Raw genomic sequence first — 20,905 nt, forward strand, 5'->3', positions numbered from 1 at the left:
TTATATTTTGGATGCATCTGTGCATTTTTTCAGACTTGTCCGCAATTGGTCTAGAATTTTCTGAATATATGAGTGCGCCTCAGAAGAAGCCAATTCTTCTAATGTCAAATAAGTCAAAGCTATTAACATAATCGGTTGACTATTGAGAGTCCTTAACTCACCTCCATGTTCAGCATCAAAGCGTTCCAAATTCTCAGCAGCAGACTTCACCAATGCTTGCAGAATCTTAAATGCACCCTCTGAAAGCGGCGGTTGACCCCGGTAATTTTGCAATCTCCCTCCTTCTCGGTAATCTGGAAACGACTCCAGCCCCAGAAAACGCAAAAACCAATCAGCCCGATAGTGTCCGATAGCTGCCACAATACCTCTGTAGTCGGCAATCAGTTCGTCGAGTAAATTATTCCGCATGGAGCCAAATAAGCGGTGTGTGAAGTAGTGAGTACATTCATGTTCCAGCCGAATTTTTAGGGAAAGACGCCGCCATTCTACTTTTGAAAGTCCGATGTCGTTGTTTGAAACATTGCTATAGAAACCGTCACTCAAAATAATCAACCGATCTTGATAAAGCTGCTTTTGCGGGATTAGTCGCCCAAATTCTTCTAACCAACTACTTTCAGAGCAGTTACCAAAATTTTTCACTGACCATTGTTGGCGATATTGGCGAACCCGATCCCAGTTGTTGAAACCAGTAACCATGCAAGCTCCCATAGAAGCAGGGACTGGTAGTGGTTCATTCCGCATCGTTAACGCCTGTACCAAAGAAACAAAATCTTCTCGGTTCCTGGTGAGCAAAACCGGGATGACTCCAGCCAAGCTTTGATGTAGGATCAGTTGGAGTTGTTCGGGTTGCTGCAAAATCAAACCAGTCGCCTCGACCATACCATCCACTGAAACACCCTTACGAGTAGCAAAGCGGTATGCCTCTGTTTGGCTAATGCTTTCAAGTATGGGGAACTGTAACTGTACCAACTTGCTTGATAAAGCTTGAAAAACTCCCACCTCTTGAGCAAAAGTGGCGTATTCTTCCCAAGCGGCTACATGGGGTTCGGGTGGAAGCGGAAACTTGGCGCTTAGTGTTGAAAAACTGCGATTGAAGATGTTTTGATTGTAGGCAAGCAATTCTTCTGTCTGTTGGGCAGTAGCACCATAGTCAGCAAGTACATTAGTACGAAGTTGGTGTTGATTGCTCAAAAGCGATCGCCTCCCACTAATACCTTTCTATCCTAACTCTCGCTCGGCAGCATACGGACCTCCGTATCCGCCACAACTGTTTGTGCAATGAATCTGCGTTTGACTGTCCCTTTTAATTGCTGTGCGGTTTCCTTCAGCAACGCGAATCATTAAAGAATTTACTACAAAAAGGGGGAAGGGAGAGCCTGCCTGCGGCAGGCTCTCCCTTCCCCCTCGAAATGATTATCGAAACAATCAGGTCTAAAACCTCGCCTTAAAAGGCGAAAAATTTTTTGAGCGGGGTATAAATCCCTGTTACAAAAACGGCCTCCTGCCTCCTGCCTTCGTTAACATTCTTATACATTGTATATTTTATTTTCTGGAAGTCCCTTAATTAGAGAAAAAGATAGTACCACTGTTGAAAGCAAGTTTAATATGATTTAGGTAAAATTTTGATTACGTTCAGTCTATATGGCATTTCAGACCGATATTTTTTCCCCTACAATGCTCTGCACTTCGCGCAGAGTGTGTTTCGGCGGGCTTGTTACCCGGTCAGGTATAAAATAAACAATAAAGTTGGGAAATTTCTGCGAATTGGCGTTGAGATAAATAGTTATAAGCGTAGAAATAGAAAATACTAAGATGAGGGAATGACTAATAATTTGAATTATAGTAATTCTGAAACTATTGTTAAAGGCAATAATCCTCTAAAGTTGGCTCGTTCTGATACTGCATGGTTGGTATTATCAGGGACAATGGCTTTGTTTGCTGTCGCAACAGCAAACGGTATAGAGCAAGGATCGCGTCGTTACTTATTCGATATCAATCCAGGGGATGTTATATTCGGAATTCCTGTAAATTTAGAAGGGAATTCTTACTCGCTGATTGCTATTGGTTACGAAGAAACTCTCTTGCAAGCAGTAGATATAACAAACTGGGGACAATACAGCCTAGAGGGGAATGAAAGGTTATCTCCAATTCCCGATCGCCTGCGTCAATGGAGCGATCGCTTAGTTGTAGTTTTTGACAATACTGATATTGTTTTAGATGGAATTAAGCCAGAAGAAATTAGTAGCACAACTGCAACCTTAGAACGCTTGCAGCAATTTCACAGCGATTTTTGGCGCTGTTTGCACGAACTAGAACAGCAGGAAGAAAAAACCCGTTTTCAGCAGTTTAACGCCCGTTTGCAACTTAATCAACAAGCTAGCGAACGGGCGTTAGGGGAATTGACGAGTATTTTTCGCCCTCAAGAAGCAGAATTTCTGCAAGAAGGAACAGAATTATTAATTGCTGTGGGTGCGGTTGGTCGGACGTTGGGAATTGAAATTCGTCCGCCTGCTAGATCGGAAGATCCCAAGCGGGTAAAAGATCCCTTAGAAGCGATCGCTCGTGCTTCGCGGATTCGCACAAGGCGGGTTATTTTAAGCGGCAAGTGGTGGGAGTCTGATAGCGGCCCGTTGTTAGCATACACTGCAGAAGGCGATCGCCCAGTGGCTTTATTACCTGTAGGTAGCGATCGCTATGAAGTTTTCAGTCCTCACGAACGCCGTCGCATCCGCGTTAATATTGACACAGCCAGGTTAATTTCTCCAATTGCTTATATGCTTTATCGCCCGTTTCCCGAACGGGTACTAAAAACAGTAGATATTATCAAGTTTGCGTTGCGCGGACGCGATCGAGAAATTTTGACCGTGCTAGTGTTAGGGGTTATTTCTGCTTTGCTAGGAATGCTTACCCCCCAAGCAACAGGGATTTTGATTGATAAAGCAATTCCAGATGCCAATCGGGGAATTTTATTACAAATTGGTTTGGGTTTATTAGCAGTTAGTTTTGGGAATGCAGTTTTTAATTTAGTTCAAAATATTGCGATCGCTCGAATTGAAACTGTACTAGAGGTGCAAAACCAAGCCGCAGTTTGGGATCGGTTATTAAAATTACGAGTATCTTTTTTTCGTAAATATTCGACTGGCGACTTGCAATCTCGCGTTTCGGCGATCGCCCAAATTCACAAACTTCTCAGCAGTAACATTATCGGCACAATATTTTCTAGCTTTTTTGCGCTGCTGAATTTGGGATTGTTATTTGTTTATAGCAGTCAATTAGCATTGGTAGCTTTAGCGATCGCTTTTATTAACTTGTTAGCCACAACAATTTCTAGCATTTTTTCCCGCAGAATTATTAAGCCGATGCAAGAGTTACAAGGCGAGATATTCGGGCTAACAGTAGAACTTCTCAACGGCGTATCTAAATTGCGGGTAGCGGCGGCAGAAGAAAGGGCATTTGCTTACTGGTCAAAAGGATTTAGCCAGCAACTAAAATTCATGCTCAAAAGTACAGCGATCGCCGATACAGTAACAGTTATCAATCAGATTTTGCCAACTATTAGTTCGATGCTAATTTTTTCCTTGACTGTCGGGATTATCATGCATCAGTTAGGAGGAGGCGCAAAATTTTCGACTGGAACTTTTTTGGCATTTAATAGTGCTTTTGGGCTATTTATTGGCGGTGCAACTAAATTGAGCAATGCGATTGTTAGCGTCTTAGAAGTTGCCGTACTTTGGGAACGCGCTCAACCGATTTTAACAGAATTGCCAGAAGTGGATTTCAATAAAAGCGATCCTGGTCGATTAGAAGGCGGTGTCAAATTCGATCGCGTTAATTTTCGCTACCGAGAAGACGGCCCTTTAACTTTAGATAAAGTATCAATTGAAGCCAAACCAGGAGAGTTTATTGCTTTAGTCGGGCCTTCTGGTAGCGGTAAATCTACAATCGTGCGTTTGCTATTGGGCTTTGAACAACCAGAAGACGGCACGATTTATTATGATGGTCAGGATCTATCGGGGTTGGATATTTCAGCGATCAGGCGGCAATTGGGAGTAGTGCTGCAAAACGGTCGTATTAATAGCGCCTCTATTTTTGAGAATATTTCTAGCGGTGCGTTAGTAACAATAGATGAAGCTTGGGAAGCAGCAAGAATGGCGGGTTTTGCTGCTGATATCGAACAAATGCCGATGGGAATGCACACAGTAATTTCTGAAGGTGGATCGAATTTATCTGGAGGACAGCGCCAGCGTTTATTAATTGCTCGTTCTTTGGTATTAAAGCCGAGAATTTTGATTTTTGATGAGGCAACCAGTGCTTTAGATAATCGCACGCAAGCAATTGTCAGTCAAAGTTTAGAACAGTTAAAAGTAACTCGGATTGCGATCGCTCACCGCCTTAGTACGATTCGCAATGCCGATCGCATTTATGTAATTGCAGCAGGACAGGTAATACAGCAAGGCACGTTCGATCGGTTAATGGCTCAACCTGGAATTTTTGCCGATTTGATGGCTAGGCAAGTTGCTTAATACTATTGTCAATTGTCGATGATGAAACTATCATTGCAGCTTAGACTAGTAGTTCGCCAAGTGAACTTGGCTCTTTTAAGGGGAAAGGGGAAAGGGGAAAGGTTTTAAATCCCTTACCCTTTACCCCTTCCCCTTTCCCCAGCCCTCACTCAGCATTTTTGGGTTGGCAGACTACTAGGCAATACGGTTCGGATAAGCATTTTGAACTAACAATTGGTTTGGGGAAAAGGTTAAAGGGTAAGGGTTAAAGGTTTTTTATTCCCCTTTCCCCCTTACCCTTTCCCCTTTAACCGAACCGTATTGGACTGCTAGGTATCTATAATTCAACAATTGTATTTAAAAGGTATAAATATGGCTGCCATTCCCGTTTTTATCATGGAAGAACATCACGAAGCATTTTGGATTTGGCATTATGCTATTAGCCAAAACATCATACCAAAATCAAAAAATATATTGCTCCATATTGACGAACATTCAGATATGGCAACACCTAGATTTACTCGTTCTCTCAGTTCTCTAAATGGTAATTTTCAAGAAATTTATGAGTTTACTTATCGTCAGTTAAATATTGCCAGTTTTATTATTCCCGCAGTTTATCAGAGAGTATTCGATCGAGTTTTTTGGCTGCGCCCAAGACTAAAAGAGCCATCCTCTGAGTTTATGTGTGTTTATGCTTGCGATCCAGAAGAAACGATATTTCTAACCAAAAATGTCAAGAATATCGGGGCATTTTTACTCGATCCTAAATATAAAACTGCTAAATATACTTGTTTAACAGTTAAAGATGAGTTTCCTGAAAATCAAACTGTAGTTTTAGATATCGATCTAGATTATTTTTCTTGCAACAACAGATATTTTAACGATAAAGGGAAAATAGAAATTACTAAAGACCAATATCAAAGTTTTCAGAGAGATAATTATCAATTTTTGCGAATAACTTATGGTAGCTCAATCAGAGCCGAGATTGAAGACGGTAAATATTATCTATTGTTTAACCAATTTCCAGAAACAGAATTATTTCCCAATATCCTTAAACTTTCTGAAGACAAAATTCTGGAGAGAATTGACCACTTAATTGATTTTTTAGTCCAGAAAAAAGTGGAGGTGAGCATGATTGATATTTGTCGATCGCGCATTAGCGGTTATACTCCTGCCGATCAATGCCAGTTTATCGAAGATAATTTATTAAAAAGATTGGGAGAATTGTACGAACTCAATTTTGTCAGTTTAGAGCAAATTAAACCTCAGCCTTTAGATGCCGGCGCAGCATTAAGCCAAATTTGATTAAAATATGCCATCAGAATTATTAGTTTCATTGAGAAAAGACATTGCTGCGATCGCGCCACCGGAAGATTGTTATATAATTCTTGAGTTTGAGGATAGACGGCTGACATTTAAAAATCCCAAACCTGGACTGAGAACAGCTTTAAAAACTTTAGCAACTGTTCCAACTCCACCTTCGCAACTCAAAAATATTGTTTGGGAAAGTGACGGTTTTGAGGGATGGCAAAAATTTAATTTATATCTCAAAAAGCTGGCCAATCTGGGATGGCTTTGCTATTCAATTGTAGTGGATGATGTGGCGATCGCTACTGCCGTACCCATCAGCCCAGATTTGCAAATTTCCCCCGAACCAATATCAACTACAAGCAAGTATGTTCTCTCGCACTTTGCTTATACTCACCAAATAGCAGGGGAAACTATATTAGAATCGTCTTTATCTTTTTGCCAAATTCGGCTCGATTGGCGAGGTGCAGCTTTAATTGCACTCCTTAGCAACCCTCAGAATATTTATGAACTTTCCTCGCAAATTCCAGGTATTTCTGTAGACATAGCCGAGCAATTTATCAGTTTGCTTTTCACCAGTCAAATGCTCTCAATAGTAGATGAAAACGGCGTAATTGCTGAGGATGAAAACTTAACTCTAGCTCAATGGGAGTTTCACGATTTGTTGTTTCATACCCGCAGCCGTGCAGGAAGACACGCGAATCCCTTTGGTGGAACCTATCGTTTTGTCGGCAAAATTGAGCCGCTACCAGTCCTAAAACCACTAATATCTAACGATTTAATCGACCTTTATAAACCTGACTTAACCGCTTTAGCAGAAACAGATATTTCCTTAACACAAGTTTTAGAAGCAAGAAAATCAATTCGTCAGTGGGGACAACCAATTACTGTAGAACAATTAGGAGAATTTCTTTATCGAACCGCCAGAGTTAAGAATATTATTAAACATGACTTGGTACAACTTAGCCAACGTGCCTATCCTGGTGGTGGAGCAATTTATGAATTAGAAATTTATCCAGTTATTAATCGTTGTCAAAATTTAGCATCTGGTTTATATCATTATCAACCGCTATCGCACCAACTAAGCCATCTTACCGATAAAAACGAACTAGTAGAAGCCTTACTACAAAATGCTGCTAGTTCAATGGGAGTTGAAGAAATACCGCAAATTTTACTAGTGATTTCGGCTCGCTTTCAACGCTTAACTTGGAAGTATCAATCTATGGCTTATGCACTTATTCTCAAGCACGTAGGCGTTTTGTACCAAAATTTTTACTTAGTAGCAACAGCAATGAATTTAGCACCCTGCGCGATCGGGGCTGGAAATGCTGATTTATTTGCTAAAGCAGTGGGATGTGATTATTATGCTGAAAGTTCTGTTGGTGAATTTGTTCTCGGTAGCCGTCCCGTTAATTCTTAAACTTAGAAAAGTAAGGATTTTAGTACTAATAGAAAATGTCAAGCAATTTTTTTGATTTTGATAAAATCATTTATCCCTTTAATAAGTCTGTATTTTTTAATGAATATTAGGAGCAAAAGCTTTTATTCATCACTCGGAATTCACCAAATTACTACTCAGATTTAGTATCTTTAAAAGATGTTGATTCAATAATCAGCTTTACCAGTGCTAATGATAGTAAAGCGGAAGTAAGAGATTTTATGAATGATCCTAACAACTACATACTTGAACCCATTAGTCCTAATCGTTCTAGAGGCGGAAAAACCCAAGACCGTTATAGACGACCTGAAATCTAAATTAGCCACCAAATTTTATGAACTCATCACAAGGTGAATCGAAATCTTACCCTGATATTGATGATAATAGTTACTCTAAAATATTAAATTTTTGCAAACAAGGAGATACTTATGCAGAGCAGAAAGAATTTGCACAAGCCATTGAAAGCTATCATCAAGCTTTTGATTTAATACCTGAACCCTTTGAAGCTTATGCAGCATCCACTTGGGTGTTGACAGCCATTGGCGAATCATACTTACTCATGGGTGACTATGAAAATGCATCTCATGCGCTTCAAGAAGCTATGTATTGTCCCAATGCAATTGGAAATCCTTATATTCATTTAAAGTTAGGGCAAGCTCAGTTTGAATTGGAAAATTTCGAGCGCGCCCAAGATGAACTTGCAAGAGCTTATATGATAGAAGGGAAGGAGATTTTTAATGATGAAGATCCTAAATATTATGAATACCTGAAAACATTCCTCCGAGAAGTAGAGTAGAGTAAAAATCCGTTGAATCAATTATAGTTTGATAGATTAATAATTATTAAGATACTGCTACTCATCCCACTGAACCAACACCCCATTCACCAGCCAGGGGAAATGCATCTAAATTACTCTTGATCGCAACGAAGGTTAAGAACCAACGAAAAAATCTTTCCTTTCGCATTTAATTGTTTTTTTAGCCCCAAAGCGATCGCCTAAATTTTTCGCAATAAGCAAGAGTTAATGACATAAATTTTAACTCTATTGAGAATATACTTTGCTTATTGACATGATGCGGCCGCCCTGGTACCTCAAGGACTCCCCGACCTAAAGGTAGGGGAAGTGTAAAATTAAGTCCAGTTAGATAAACATCGGTATCGGGTTAAGTTCTTCTTCTTTTAAAGGTGCTGATAACCAACCTAACTTAACTGGGATATCGTAAAGGCGACCTGGAGCAAACCTAGTCCAAAAGTGGCGCAATTCAGGGACAATAACTTTGACTACGTTCAAGCCAATATCAGGGCGAGTTTGGTCTAGAACTAGCATTTCTAGACCTAATTTTTTGACAATTTCTACACAGATTTCTATATCTTCGCGCAAATCGCACTTGCTACCTAAATAATGATAGTCTGCATAAACTTTAGCAGGAGTGCGATCGCAAGGTACTAGATAAGGCTGATTTTCGACAGTAGCATTAGCATACCAGTAGGCCATATCAAGATTTTTAGAATCGAACTCAATTTCATTATCCGAATCGTAAGTCAAACTTTGATTTACTTCTGTTACTGCCCGTAAAATAGCAATAGTCGGATCGAAATGCGTTCCAAATCCGATTAAAATATTTTCTTTCTCTCCCTGAGTGTGGCGAGAAATTGCAGCAAAGCTGGGAATATTTAAATCGCTGGTGATATCCAGCACCCACAATTGGCGGTTGAATTTTGTTTGGTAATAATCTTGCAAGTTGAGCAAATAAGGTTCGTTGAAACTCGCTAAATCAACTTGCGGTCTTTTTACGCGGTTATACCACCACAGTGCCACGCTATCCCGTTCAACTAATTCCATAAACCCTTGCAGAATAGCTTCTTCGAGAGTATTACCTGCTGCATTCCCGTTGGAATCTCCAAGGCAGAATTTATGTCCTTCGGGTAGCGAATAATCAAAATAGCAGAAAGCGGTAGGTAAATATTTTTGCGTTTGGTTAGTCAGCGACCAAACTTGTGTCCACTCAATCTCTTGAGTTAAATCGTAAGGGTCAGGAACCTGTGCAAAACTTCCGTGCTGAGGGTTCCATTCGTGACGATTTTGATATTGTTTATCGCTATATAAAAGACATTTATGAGGGTGAATGGCTGCATCTCCAAGTTGAGCAAAAGTAGCTTTGATGCGATATTCCTCACCTGTAAAAATTCCCGAATAGCGTTCTAGAGCTTCACAAAGTGCGCTAGCTTTAGATTGGCTATCTGTCTTGCCTTTACCCGCACTCATAGAATAATCTAAACTCTTTCGCAGGCGATCGTAATTATCGAGATTCTCAGCACTTTTGTAAGTTGCAACGTAAGTATGAATTACATTTTCTGCTGTATTTAGTTTCACCAATTCTTTAACAATACCTGTTACCAAACTAACTTGATTGCTGTATTTCTCTACAGTTTGTTCTGGTCTAACTGTACGGTGTCCCCCATCATCAGTAAAATTTTTCGGACGACTTTGCAACTCAATTGGCTGTAATTGTTGCTTTTGCCAAAACTCTGGATTGCCGCAAACAGAACATTGAGGACGTTTAATTAAAGTGTGGTTTTGAGTTGATAAAGTTTCTGCATCAAAAGTGATTATTTTACCTTCTAGCTGTGGGCTTTTTTGCAGTACGATCCATTTAGCAACTTCTTGAGCAGCAAGATTTAAACTTATTTGCCAGCTAGAAGGGAGTAAAGCAGTTGAAGTAATTAGAGAAGTATCAATACTTTTTTGCTGTTTAATAGAAGTTTCTACGGAGAAATTTCTCTGCAATCTATGAGCGAGACATTGCCAACAAGCTGTTTGTCCTGGAATCAAAATTGGCCCAATCCACGAAAACATTCCTATAGGCTTAATTAGCAACCAAGGTTTTTGGCTTTGGCGATTAAATTCTACTAATTCTGGTTGCAAATAATCGTCAGTTAAAACAACAGTAAAGTCTGCTTCATTACTGATATTAATATGCAGACTTTTTAAAGCTTCGATAAATGGTGCTGATTGAATATTGCCGAAAGTTTGCACGGCAACGCGAGTAGTTTGCAATCTGCTGAGAGCAGTTTCACTATCAACCCCTAAGTAACTCCAAAAAGCTTGAACAGCATCAGGAAGGCGATCGCTTGCTTCAGTAATGTAACCTTTATCCGCTAATTTAGTTAAGATGCGATCGATCTGTGCGCGGTTGGTTGTCCATTTCAGTCTATTAGTAATTTGCTCTACAGTGTAGTTGCCATCAAGCAAAGGTGCTAAGAGTACATAAAGATTACCTGTTAAAGCAAAGCTTTGGCGCTCGCTTAATAGGTAAACTTTTTTAGGCTGGACAATTTCAACTCGAAATTCTGGTTTAAATCTAGGTTTATTAAGCATCGGGTTTTAATTAGGTATTTTAGAGGATGTTTGTCAAGTAGCTTCATTAGACTTTTTACAGAAGTCGGTAAAAGGGAAAGGGGGAAAGGGGGAAAGGTATGTTATTTTCGCTTTCCCCTTTAACATGCATCCCTTTTCCCACCTCTTGCAAAAGTGTTTTTTGCAAGAGGTCTATTAGATCGATATCCACTCTATCCCCACTTCAAGAAGGGGTAATATTCTTCTTAAATTCCGCCTTGATAAGGGGATGCAAGGGAAGCGAGAAACTTTTGATATATACAAAACTAGCTTTTAAAACATCCTCAACAGTTTATTGAGCCGCCACAGAAAAACAGGAATTTCGTCCTATTTTTATCCCTCCCGCCACTCGTTCCAATGTGACGATGCTTCGCCTATCTATATCCACTACAACATACAACACAACCAGATGACCTTCTCCCTCCCGCCACCTGTTCCAATACCTCATCATCAAGTTCCCCTTCTGCTTGGGCCGTAACTTCTTGATACTTTTGGATAGCTTCGGCGGCGGTAAATTCATATCCATGCTTTGCCCCAAGCAATACAAAGGCATTAGCTGCTTCTTCAATCTGCTCTTTGCCTTCTAAAACGCTAGTTGTTTCTTGTTGCAAAGCCGTATCGCTATTGATTTTGCCTAAAAATTCTGTACAAGCTGCTAGACTCATTGGTTCTCTCCCTCTAGAAAGATGATTTTTATTGCCACTTATTGTATGCGATTAATGATGTTTCGGCTATGTACTATAAACAGAACCAGATACCCTTCTCCCTCCCGCCACCTGTTCTAATACCTCGTCATCAAGTTCCCCTTCTGCTTGGGCCATAACTTCTTGATACTTTTGGATAGCTTCTGCGGTTGTAAATTCATATCCATACTTTGCCCCAAGCAAGACAAAGGCATTAGCTGCTTCTTCAATCTCCTCTTTGCCTTCTAAGACGCTAGTTGTTTCTTGTTGCAAAGTAGTATCGCTATTGATTTTGTCTAAAAATTCTGTACAAGCTGCTAGACTCATTGGTTCTTTGCCTACTAGTAAATACTAAAAAAAGTGTTGCACAGGGTTTCTGGAGAAGTTTATCAGACCGCCGCCGGAAAATAAGAATTTCGTCCTATTCTTCTCCTGCCGCCACCTGTGCCAATGTGGCGATGCTTCAGCTATGCAGAGTTATAACAACCACGAACCCTCAATCTCCCTCCTGCCACCTGTTCTAATACCTCGTCATCAAGTTCCCCTTCTGCTTGGGTTATAACTTCTTGATACTTTTGGATAGCTTCTGGAGCAGTAAATTCATATCCATGCTTTGCTCCCAGCAAGACAAAGGCATTAGCTGCTTCTTCAATGTCCTTTTTGCCTTCTAAGACGGTAGTTGTTTCTTGTTGCAAAGCGGCATCGCTATTGATTTTGTCTAAAAATTCTGTACAAGCTGCTAGACTCATTGGATCTCTCCCTCTAGAAGGATGATTTTTTTCGCTCCTCATTATATTAAGTTTTTTATTTTGCAGCTATTTTTAGGTTCGCGGTACAAGAATATTTAAATAAGAACAAGTGAGATAAGCTTTGGCTTCAAAGGGTAGTCTGGGCTGATAGACCATTTTAATTTGACCGAAATTTCTCTCCATGACGTTGAGCAGTCGATTTTCTTGGAGCGCCGCAGCATTCTCTATTATCTGGTGGAAACTTGGCGAACTTCCTTTGATTTGTGTATAACCAGGCCACTTTCGTAATGCTTCCCGTTTTTCTGGGCTACATAACTGATGTTTGACGAGGATTTCTAAAAATTCCTGCCAAGGCGGAGCGTCTTTGGTAGCGCAGGAATAAAAATACTTTAATCCAATTCTCGGATATACTTGTTCGTCTACATCAAAAGTTAGTGTGAAAGGGCTAAAATTAGCAGGAGCGATCGCCATCATTTGAGCTAAACGGTCTGATTCTCCTTGCCAACCAATCTTTTCTAAATATGGAATGGTTTGTTCTTTTGTAAATCCTGCTAACTGAAGTCTGGTAGTTTGCACCCGACGAGCAAACATCATGCCAACCATATTAATGTCAGTATTAGCAGGCATCAAATTGAAGCATTGTTCGAGTTTGCGATCGACAGCAGGGGATATATTTTGTTGTTTCATTAATCCCCAAACTTGAGTCAGAATTTCTTTAGCATTATCCAGCGTTTTCAGCGTTACCTGTTGAGTTATATTGCCGCTTGTATCCTGAAATTCTTGAGTCAATTCTTTGTATAAGCCAAAAAAAAACTAGGAATAGGTGGATCTGTTAAAACGTCCTCAAGATCGAACTCTAGACCAGCTACTGAAATATCGTGTAATGGAGAAGTTGGATTTAACCACTGTTGGTAGAAGTTTTGAATGCGTTGCCAAAGCGGATGTTTAAAAATGTCTGTGCGAACAGGTAATTTCTGTTGCATATATGTAGAGAAATCTACTTGAGGATTATCAGCCACTAAACGGCACTCTAAAATAAATTTAGAAAATGGCGGTAACTTGGGAACTAACTGTTGATTTTTTTGCCAAGCTTCTGAAGAAATTAGTTCTTCAGAGGTGTATTGTTTAACTAAATCTAGTTCGTTTTGTTGGCATAAATTCATATTAAAAATTTCCTTCACTAGCTTTTTTGGGTAAAAATTATTGGCAAGTAATACCAATAAAACTTACGCAAGACTTACACCATAATTCCTTCTTCCTCCTGCTACCTGTTCTAATACCTCATCATCAAGTTCCCCTTCTGCTTGGGCTATAACTTCTTGATACTTTTGGATAGCTTCGGCGGCTGTAAATTCATATCCATGCTTTGCCCCAAGCAATACAAAGGCATTAGCTGCTTCTTCAATCTGCTCTTTGTCTTCTAAGGCGGTAGTTGCTTCTTGTTGCAAAGCGGCATCGCTATCGATTTTGCCTAAAAATTCTGTACAAGCTGCTAGACTCACTGCATCTCTCCCTCTGGATAGGTGATTTTTATCGCTTCTTATTATATGTAGCTTTTCCTTTTGACGCTACTTCTGGGTTCGAGATGCAAAAATATTTAAACAGGAACAAGCATATTTTCAGGTTTTGCGAGTGTTATTAGGCTTTACGAACACTTATAAGTAAGTGGACACAATTATTTAGAAGACGCATTTCGACTGCGCTCAATGCTCGATCCTTGAGAAGACGAGGGTTGAGTTTCGACTTCGCTCAACTTCCGCGAAGTCGAAACCCGGCAACCTCAAGTTAGGTTTAATTTAGTCCTTCTACTTATTTAGTTAATAAAAAATCTGAAATCCTGACTTTATAACAGTTTGGCAACAGTTCCAACAGATGCGTTCAAAAGTGCAAGAGAAAAAGAAACCAACAAGTAAAAAGTTTCATTGGAGAAACAAGTTAATCGTTGGTTTTTCCGCTGCTTCGCTGCCTAAGTAGCAAATACTAAAAGAAGACTATTTATAGTCCCTCATTCCATCTTCGCAAGCGTACCCCGCCTGCCACCTGTTCCAATGCGCGATCGTCAAGTTCCCCTTCTCCTTGGGCAGTAATTTCTTGATACTTTTGGGTAGCTTCGGCGGCGGAAAATTCATATCCATGCTTTGCTCCTAGCGAGACAAAAGCGTTAGCTGCTTCTTCAACTCCCGCTTTATCTTCTAATGCTGTAATTGCTTCTTGTTGCAAAGCCGCATCGCTATTGATTTTGTCTAAAAATTCTGTACAAGCTGTTAGACTCATTTTACCTTTCCCTCAAGAAAGTGATTTTTATCGCTCCCATTATAGTTACCTTTCTCATTTTTCAGATATTTCTAGGTTCGAGGTACAAAAATATTTAAACAAGAACAACGGAGATAAGCTTTGGCTTCAAAGGGTAGCCCAGGCTGATAGACCATTTTAATTTGACCGAAATTTCTCTCCATGACGTTCAGCAGCCGATTTTCTCGAAATGCCGCAGCATTCTCTATTATGTCAACCCAAGTTGGCGAACTTCCTTTGATTTGCGTATAACCAGGCCACTTTTGCAATGCTTCCCGTTTTTCTGGGCTGCATAACTGATTTCTCATTAAGATTTCTAAAAATCCTTGCCAAGGCGGAGCGTCTTTGGTAGCGCAGGAAGAAACATACTTTAACCCAATTCTTGGATATACTTGCTCGTCTACATCAAAAGTTAGTATGAAAGGGCTAAAATTAGCAGGAGCGATCGCCATCATTTCGGCTAAACGGTCTGATTCTCCTTGCCAACCAATCTTTTCTAAATATGGAATGGTTTGTTCTTTGGTAAATCCTGCTAATTGGAGTCTGGTAGTTTGCACGGGACGAGCAAACATCATGCCAATGATATTAATGTCTGTATTGGCAGGCATCAAATCGAAGCATTGTTCGAGTTTTCGCTCGACAGCAGGGGATATATTTTCTTGTTTCATTAATCCCCAAACTTGAGTCAGAATTTCTTTAGCATTATCCAGCGTTTTCAGTTTTACCTGTTCAGTTATGTTGCCGCTTGTATCCTGAAATTCTTGGGTTAATTCTTTGTATAAGGTAAAAAAAAACTAGGAATAGGTGGATCTGGTAAAACGCCCTCAAGGTCAAACTCTGGGCCAGCTATTAGAATATCGTGTAATGGAGAAGTTGGATTTAACCACTGTTCGTAGAAGTTTTGAATGCGTTGCCAAAGTGGGTGGTTAAAAATGTCTGTGCGATCGGGTAATTTCTGTTGCATACACATAGAAAAATCTACTTGAGGATTATCAGCCACTAGACGGCACTCTAAAATAAAGGTAGAAAATGGTGGTAACTTGGGAACTAACTGTTCAATTTTTTGCCAAGCTTCTAAAGAAATTAGTTTTTCGGAGGTGCATCGTTTAACTAAATCTATATCGCTCTGTTGCCATGAATTCATATTAACAATTGCCTTCACTAACTTTTTTTGATTTGGTAATTTTTATTCAGCCTTAATTAATCGAGCATAAGCGCCATCAACATCTTTCATTTCTTCGTGAGTACCTCTTTGCACTACTTTGCCTCGTTCTAAAACAATAATCTCATCGCAATCCCGAATTGTACTCAAACGGTGAGCGATAATAATGCAAGTACAACCTCGTCGTCGAATGTGGCGATCGATAATTTTTTCTGTCTCTGCATCTAAAGCACTGGTTGCTTCATCCATCACTAAAATTGCCGGATTATTAACTAAAGAACGGGCAATTTCTAAGCGTTGACGCTGACCTCCGCTTAAATTAGCACCCCCTTGCAATAATTTGCCATCTAAACCCCCAGGAATTGCCATTACTACATCTAAAATTGCGGCATCTTGACAGGCTTTTAGTAATTGGGAATTAGGAATTGTTTCATCCCACAGCGTCAAATTATCTCGTACTGTACCGCCAAATAGAAAAATATCTTGTTCAACCATTGAAAGGGAATTAGCTAACACTGCGCGGGGAATTTGTTGTCGAGTAATGCCATCAAATATAACTTCTCCTTCCCAAGGTTCGTACAGTCCCGTAACAATTTTAGAAAGAGTAGATTTACCAGAACCGCTAGTACCTACAAATGCTACTCTTTGTCCTGGTTTGAGTTGACAGCTAAAGTTTTGAATTAATGGTTCTTCTATCCGACTGTAACCAAAGGTAATGTTTTGCAGTTCGACATATCCTTGCAAACGACAAGGCTCTGAAAATTTAGCATATTCAATTGGAGTTTTATTACTCTGTGATTCTGAGTTTAAATTTGGATCGCTCGCGTTATCTAAAGCATCATCTAACCGCTTCAAATCGCCATCAAGTGCTTGAATTGTACTGCCCAAACCAACTAAACTATTAACTGGTTGCTGTAATCTGGTCATTAAAGTTTGAAAAGCCACTAACATCCCAATACTGATATAGCCATCTATCACTCGCAAACCACCAACAACTAGCAACAGCATGGAAGTTAAAGCTGTTAGTAAAGGTGGTAAAGCTTCCAAAATTAAATCGGTTTGCAGCAATTCTTGTTGTGAGTTAGTAGCTTTAGCATAATATCCTGCCCAGCGACTAAAAAAATCTGATTCTAATGCTGCTGATTTAATGGTTTCAATACTTTCTAAAGCCCCAATTTCTACGCCAGCAATTTTGCCATAATCTACACTTAGGCGCGTATTTGTATCAATTCGTTTTCGCGCTACCCATTGCAAAAACCCAATATTAATTGCTACTGCTACTAAACCGATCGCTGTTAGCATCCAATCGTAAGCTAACATCACCGCCGCATAAAAAACTAACATTACTGCATCTATAGTCGTTCGCGCTAACTGACCGGAAAGTATTTTCGCTACCTTATAATTAAGAGCGGCGCGATTGCTAATTTCTCCCGCAAATCTCTGAGCATAAAAACCAATTGGCAAACGGAGAACGTGCCATAAAAAATTTCCTGTCATACCGATTGACAATCTAATTTGTAAATACCGTAGCTTTCGGGTTTGCAGAATTGTTAATATTGCTTGCAACAATACTGCAAATCCCATTCCTAACACTAAAGGCTTTAACCAATCAAAGCGATTTTCAATCAAGATATTATCAACAAAAACTTGGCTGAGGGAAGCAATAGCTAATTCGGGAATAACTAAAAAAAATCCAGCCAGAATGCAGAAAAAAAGCTCGTAAAACGAGCCTCGCAAGCGATTGTAAAGCGCACTAATAATACTGGGTTTTCTGCCGCCTTTTTTAAATTCTTCCCCTGGCTCCATGAGTAAAACTACGCCTGTATAAGCTTCGTCAAACTCTCCCAGACTTACGCTACGAGGCCCCGTAGCTGGATCGTTCAACCAAACCCGTTGTTGTCCGAAACCTTCTACTACTAAAAAATGATTGAAGTTCCAGAAAACAATAAAAGGTGGTTTTATTTGTTGCAGCTGATTAAGTCCTTTTTTAAAGCCTTTTGCTTGTAACCCGTAGTTTCTAGCTGCTTTTAAAACGTTTGATGCTTTAGAACCATCGCGGGAAACGCCACAACTAACCCGCAGTTCTGCTAAAGGAACGATGCGACCATAATAAGCTAATACTATTCCCAAAGCTGCCGCACCACATTCTACTGCTTCCATTTGTAATAAAGTTGGCGTTTTAAAGCGAATATTTTGAAATTTGGAAACTTGAGAATTTGTGTTTTCTGAATCTGATTTTTTAAATCTTTTAAAGAAATTCATCGTTAATATATTTGATTAGCAAAATATAAACTATTTGATTCCAGTAAGTTCTCGCAAAATTGGCAGTACAAAAGTAATTGGCGCTCTTTCTTCAACGGTGACTCGAACTGAAGCTGTAGTTCCCGAAGTAATTTTTGAATTTGGCCCTTGAGAAGATGACCATTTATAACCAGTAACAGTGCTGCTATCGTTAGTCAGATTAGCAGTTGCTTCGATCGCGCCAGTTTCACCAATCAAACTTCTGACAACTTCTGGATTGCCAATTACCGAAACAGTTCCTTCTTGAGTTACTGGTAGTGGCGAAACGCGAGCAATCTTTCCCACAATTCCCCCAAATCGCTCTCTTTGGACTGTATCGGGAGTAATCAAAATCGACATTCCTGGCTGAATTTGTTTGCCGTCTTTAATCGCAAAATAAGCGATCGCCTTAGCTGACTCCTGAGTGCTACCTATACGCAATATTCCTAATCGAGTTCCAGGTTGAACCACTTGCCCCAATGTTGTATTTAACTCCAAAATACATCCGGCTTGGGGACTTAAGATTTGACTATTATCTTTTATTTGCTGTTCTAATCTAATAACCTCTCGGTTAACTGCGGCAATTTCTTTATTCCTTTGATTTGTAGTTTCTAAATTTTCTCGATCCAAGCGTTTACTTTTAGCGTTCAGTTCTCCTAACTGAATCTGAACGTCGCTCATAGAACGGATTTGTTCTAAATAAGTGCGCTCAACTTCGCTATTGCGAGCTTCTAGTTGTTTGAGTTGAACTTGAATATCAGCAAGGTTCTGACGTGTTTGCACGTACTCTTGTTCGGCTTCCAGCAACGAATCTTTTGACAATCCCCCCGCATCTGCTAAACTTTGTCGTTGCTTGAGTCTTGTCTGCATCACTGGTACTAAAATTTGAGCATCTCGAAGACGCTGTTCTAAACTTTGACGCTGTTGAGCGATCGCTGTTAGTTCTTTATCTCTCAGTAGCGGTGCAACCGCACTAATATCTTGGAGACGTTGTTGCAAGCTGGTGCGATTGGCAGTAATGATATTTCTTTCTGTTTCTAGCTGTTGTTTGGATAAAACCAAGGTATCTTGAGCTTGTCTTTGCAATTGAGCTAACTGTTGACGCGCTAGCTGTAACTGTTTTTGCAAGTCAGCCGGATAAATTGTGGCGAGGAGTTGGTTTTTCTTAACACATTGTCCGCTAGCAACATTTAAAGCTTGAATTTGTCCGGCAATAGAAGACTGAAACTCAACTACCTGACGGGGTTGAATAAATATACCTCGACCGTCAACGGTAATGGGAATGCGACCAACTATGCTCCAGATTACGCCACCAATTGCCAAACCGTTCAACGCGATCAACGCCAGCCAATCTTTCGGGCTAACTACTTGCATTAACCGATCTAAGCGTTCCGGTGAGGATAGGCGTTCTAAAGATTCTTGGCGGAAAATGCTCTCTTTTTGATTATTTCGATTAAAAAGCATCTGTTTTGATCTAGTTAGCGGCGGAGTTGATTAATCATCCAGTCGAAACGAGTACCTGCGATCGCTGTTCTTGCCAACATATCTAGATCGAGTTCGTCTTCAACTTCAATATCGGCAGACAACATTTCTACCGTCTCGGATGAGAGCATAGCAGTGCTGCTCCTTGCTAATAAATCTAGACAGCGATTGGCTAAAGTCAAGGCAATAGAACGATAAAAACGACTGGCAAATGCCCGATCTGCTTTTAACTTAGCAGTTAGGGTTTGTCTTGATATCGCTAGAATCCAGGCATTTTCTAGGGCTTTAACAGTTACCGAAGCTGTACCGCCATCAACAAACGACATATCACCTAAAATCTCGCCTTTAACCCGTTTGGCAATCTCCTTTTCTTGCACTCCATCATTGTTGTTTATTTGTAAGTAAATGCCGACTAACCCTTCTAATAAAAGATAAACGGCTGGTACTTCTCGATTTTGTTGAATTAGAACAGTATTCAATGCCGCTTTTTCGGCTCTGCCATTAGCTACCATCCAAGAGATATCGCTGTCGTTAAGAACCGCAAATACAACCAGAACTTTCCGTAATGGTTCTCCTTCTCTGATGTTTTGTTTGCCCATCAAATTAGTTAATTTCCGCAACCGTTCTGACAGGTTAATCGATAATAAATGGTAGAAACTAGCTGCAAAATCGCGATCGCTTTGCAAACGGTGTTCGATATTGTGTTTAGGTATGGTTAGTAATTGGGCAGTTTCAGTAACTGTGACCGAGTATAAATCTGGGCGATCGTCTAGTAAGGAAGTTTCGCCAATCAGTTCGCCAGCCGATATCTCCATTAATTGCTGCTTGCTGTCATCTGCTTGGCTAGAAGTGGCTGTAAGACTGCCATTTAAACAGAGATAGATGCAAGGAGAAAATTTACCTGCTTTGATTAAAACTGTTCCAGGTTGATGGGTTTCGGCTTGAGCCATTGACTCTATCCACTCGAACTCGCTTGCTTGTAAATTCCGAAAATTATCAAAGCTAGAAAATATCTGAGTCATATTGATTTGGGCTGTTAATTAAGAACTCGTTTAGAAACATAATTAATAAGGTTGTACGCTCAGATAAGGTTTAAACGTTGTTAGTTTGAAAAATCATCTATAGCAAATAGTATTTTTGTACCATTAATTCAACTCATGTATGCGTTGCTACTTTTGTTGTGTAATTTGTGTCGTTCGGTTGACGAATTACAATCAAAGTCTTCAAAACAGAGTCTAACTTTAAGCTTTCCCTAAGCAGTAACTTTTCTAACACAAAAGCTCCAAAACGAATCTTCGCGTCAGATTTCTCACCAACATCCCATCACTTCAATAGCCCACATCAGCAGGACTTTCGGTAATCACTCGTGAGAATCGATTGGGGAGGCGATGGACTATGCCCCGTAAGAGCGATGTCTACGATGGTCACTGACTTGTACTGAGTTTCGACTGCGCTCAACTACCGCGCAGCCGAAGTAGCTTGTCGTACCACTTTGTGGAAGCAAGCTAGCAAGAGCGTCTCCAAGAGTTGTGCGGGCTGCACCTACGCTACTTTCTCCATCCCCAAATTTCCTTATTCAGCACCCATCGGTGAGAGGTTAAGGTAATTGCAC

The 20,905-nt window shown here is 40.1% G+C and carries 18 protein-coding genes; 4 read left to right on the plus strand and 14 right to left on the minus strand.

Annotation, left to right across the window (positions count from 1 at the left end):
• Positions 1 to 1,191, minus strand: a complete 1,191-nt coding sequence (locus NSTC731_RS27250) for a DUF7005 family protein (protein ID WP_445627679.1) — start codon at positions 1,189 to 1,191, stop codon at positions 1 to 3.
• 629 nt (positions 1,192 to 1,820) lie between these two features.
• On the opposite strand from NSTC731_RS27250, the gene NSTC731_RS27255 reads away from it, so the two are divergent.
• The 4 genes from NSTC731_RS27255 to NSTC731_RS27270 all read left to right on the plus strand — a co-directional run bounded on the left by NSTC731_RS27255 (position 1,821) and on the right by NSTC731_RS27270 (position 8,044).
• A complete protein-coding gene (locus tag NSTC731_RS27255; protein WP_445627680.1) occupies positions 1,821 to 4,523 on the plus strand; it encodes an NHLP bacteriocin export ABC transporter permease/ATPase subunit in 2,703 nt (900 codons plus the stop codon).
• A 351-nt stretch (positions 4,524 to 4,874) separates the two neighbouring features.
• On the plus strand, positions 4,875 to 5,807 hold the full coding sequence (locus NSTC731_RS27260) for a UPF0489 family protein (RefSeq protein ID WP_445627681.1): 933 nt from the start codon (positions 4,875 to 4,877) through the stop codon (positions 5,805 to 5,807).
• 7 nt (positions 5,808 to 5,814) lie between these two features.
• Positions 5,815 to 7,230, plus strand: a complete 1,416-nt coding sequence (locus NSTC731_RS27265; RefSeq protein WP_445627682.1) for a SagB family peptide dehydrogenase — start codon at positions 5,815 to 5,817, stop codon at positions 7,228 to 7,230.
• A 352-nt stretch (positions 7,231 to 7,582) separates the two neighbouring features.
• Positions 7,583 to 8,044 carry a tetratricopeptide repeat protein gene (locus NSTC731_RS27270; RefSeq protein ID WP_445627683.1) on the plus strand — a complete coding sequence of 154 codons (462 nt, stop codon included), beginning with the start codon at positions 7,583 to 7,585 and terminating at the stop codon, positions 8,042 to 8,044.
• A 345-nt stretch (positions 8,045 to 8,389) separates the two neighbouring features.
• On the opposite strand, the gene NSTC731_RS27275 is transcribed toward NSTC731_RS27270, so the two are convergent.
• The 13 genes from NSTC731_RS27275 to NSTC731_RS27335 all read right to left on the minus strand — a co-directional run bounded on the left by NSTC731_RS27275 (position 8,390) and on the right by NSTC731_RS27335 (position 20,315).
• A complete protein-coding gene (locus NSTC731_RS27275) occupies positions 8,390 to 10,627 on the minus strand; it encodes a TOMM precursor leader peptide-binding protein (RefSeq protein ID WP_445627684.1) in 2,238 nt (745 codons plus the stop codon).
• Positions 10,628 to 11,019: 392 nt separating this feature from the next.
• Positions 11,020 to 11,310, minus strand: a complete 291-nt coding sequence (locus NSTC731_RS27280) for a Nif11 family protein (RefSeq protein WP_445627685.1) — start codon at positions 11,308 to 11,310, stop codon at positions 11,020 to 11,022.
• 66 nt (positions 11,311 to 11,376) lie between these two features.
• Positions 11,377 to 11,655 carry a Nif11 family protein gene (locus tag NSTC731_RS27285; protein ID WP_445627686.1) on the minus strand — a complete coding sequence of 93 codons (279 nt, stop codon included), beginning with the start codon at positions 11,653 to 11,655 and terminating at the stop codon, positions 11,377 to 11,379.
• A gap of 140 nt (positions 11,656 to 11,795) precedes the next feature.
• Positions 11,796 to 12,077 carry a Nif11 family protein gene (locus tag NSTC731_RS27290; RefSeq protein ID WP_445627687.1) on the minus strand — a complete coding sequence of 94 codons (282 nt, stop codon included), beginning with the start codon at positions 12,075 to 12,077 and terminating at the stop codon, positions 11,796 to 11,798.
• Positions 12,078 to 12,149: 72 nt separating this feature from the next.
• Positions 12,150 to 12,866 (minus strand): hypothetical protein, encoded by a 717-nt coding sequence (locus NSTC731_RS27295; protein ID WP_445627688.1) that lies wholly within the window; start codon positions 12,864 to 12,866, stop codon positions 12,150 to 12,152.
• Positions 12,863 to 13,240, minus strand: coding sequence for a hypothetical protein (locus NSTC731_RS27300; RefSeq protein ID WP_445627689.1), 378 nt, complete (start codon positions 13,238 to 13,240; stop codon positions 12,863 to 12,865). The genes NSTC731_RS27295 and NSTC731_RS27300 overlap by 4 nt, the downstream gene beginning before the upstream one ends.
• Before the next feature lie 63 nt (positions 13,241 to 13,303).
• Positions 13,304 to 13,579, minus strand: a complete 276-nt coding sequence (locus NSTC731_RS27305; RefSeq protein ID WP_445627690.1) for a Nif11 family protein — start codon at positions 13,577 to 13,579, stop codon at positions 13,304 to 13,306.
• Between the two features lie 493 nt (positions 13,580 to 14,072).
• On the minus strand, positions 14,073 to 14,351 hold the full coding sequence (locus tag NSTC731_RS27310) for a Nif11 family protein (RefSeq protein ID WP_445627691.1): 279 nt from the start codon (positions 14,349 to 14,351) through the stop codon (positions 14,073 to 14,075).
• Between the two features lie 71 nt (positions 14,352 to 14,422).
• Positions 14,423 to 15,037 (minus strand): hypothetical protein, encoded by a 615-nt coding sequence (locus NSTC731_RS27315; RefSeq protein ID WP_445627692.1) that lies wholly within the window; start codon positions 15,035 to 15,037, stop codon positions 14,423 to 14,425.
• Positions 15,038 to 15,135: 98 nt separating this feature from the next.
• A complete protein-coding gene (locus NSTC731_RS27320) occupies positions 15,136 to 15,513 on the minus strand; it encodes a hypothetical protein (protein WP_445627693.1) in 378 nt (125 codons plus the stop codon).
• Between the two features lie 42 nt (positions 15,514 to 15,555).
• Positions 15,556 to 17,793: an NHLP family bacteriocin export ABC transporter peptidase/permease/ATPase subunit gene (locus NSTC731_RS27325; protein ID WP_445627694.1), complete on the minus strand. Its 2,238-nt coding sequence runs from the start codon at positions 17,791 to 17,793 to the stop codon at positions 15,556 to 15,558.
• Between the two features lie 30 nt (positions 17,794 to 17,823).
• Positions 17,824 to 19,275: an NHLP bacteriocin system secretion protein gene (locus tag NSTC731_RS27330; RefSeq protein ID WP_445627695.1), complete on the minus strand. Its 1,452-nt coding sequence runs from the start codon at positions 19,273 to 19,275 to the stop codon at positions 17,824 to 17,826.
• A gap of 14 nt (positions 19,276 to 19,289) precedes the next feature.
• Complete coding sequence (locus NSTC731_RS27335; RefSeq protein ID WP_445627696.1) at positions 19,290 to 20,315, minus strand: cyclic nucleotide-binding domain-containing protein; 1,026 nt, start codon at positions 20,313 to 20,315, stop codon at positions 19,290 to 19,292.
• Positions 20,316 to 20,905: the final 590 nt, after the last annotated feature.

The sequence above is a fragment of the Nostoc sp. DSM 114167 genome (genome assembly GCF_052692655.1).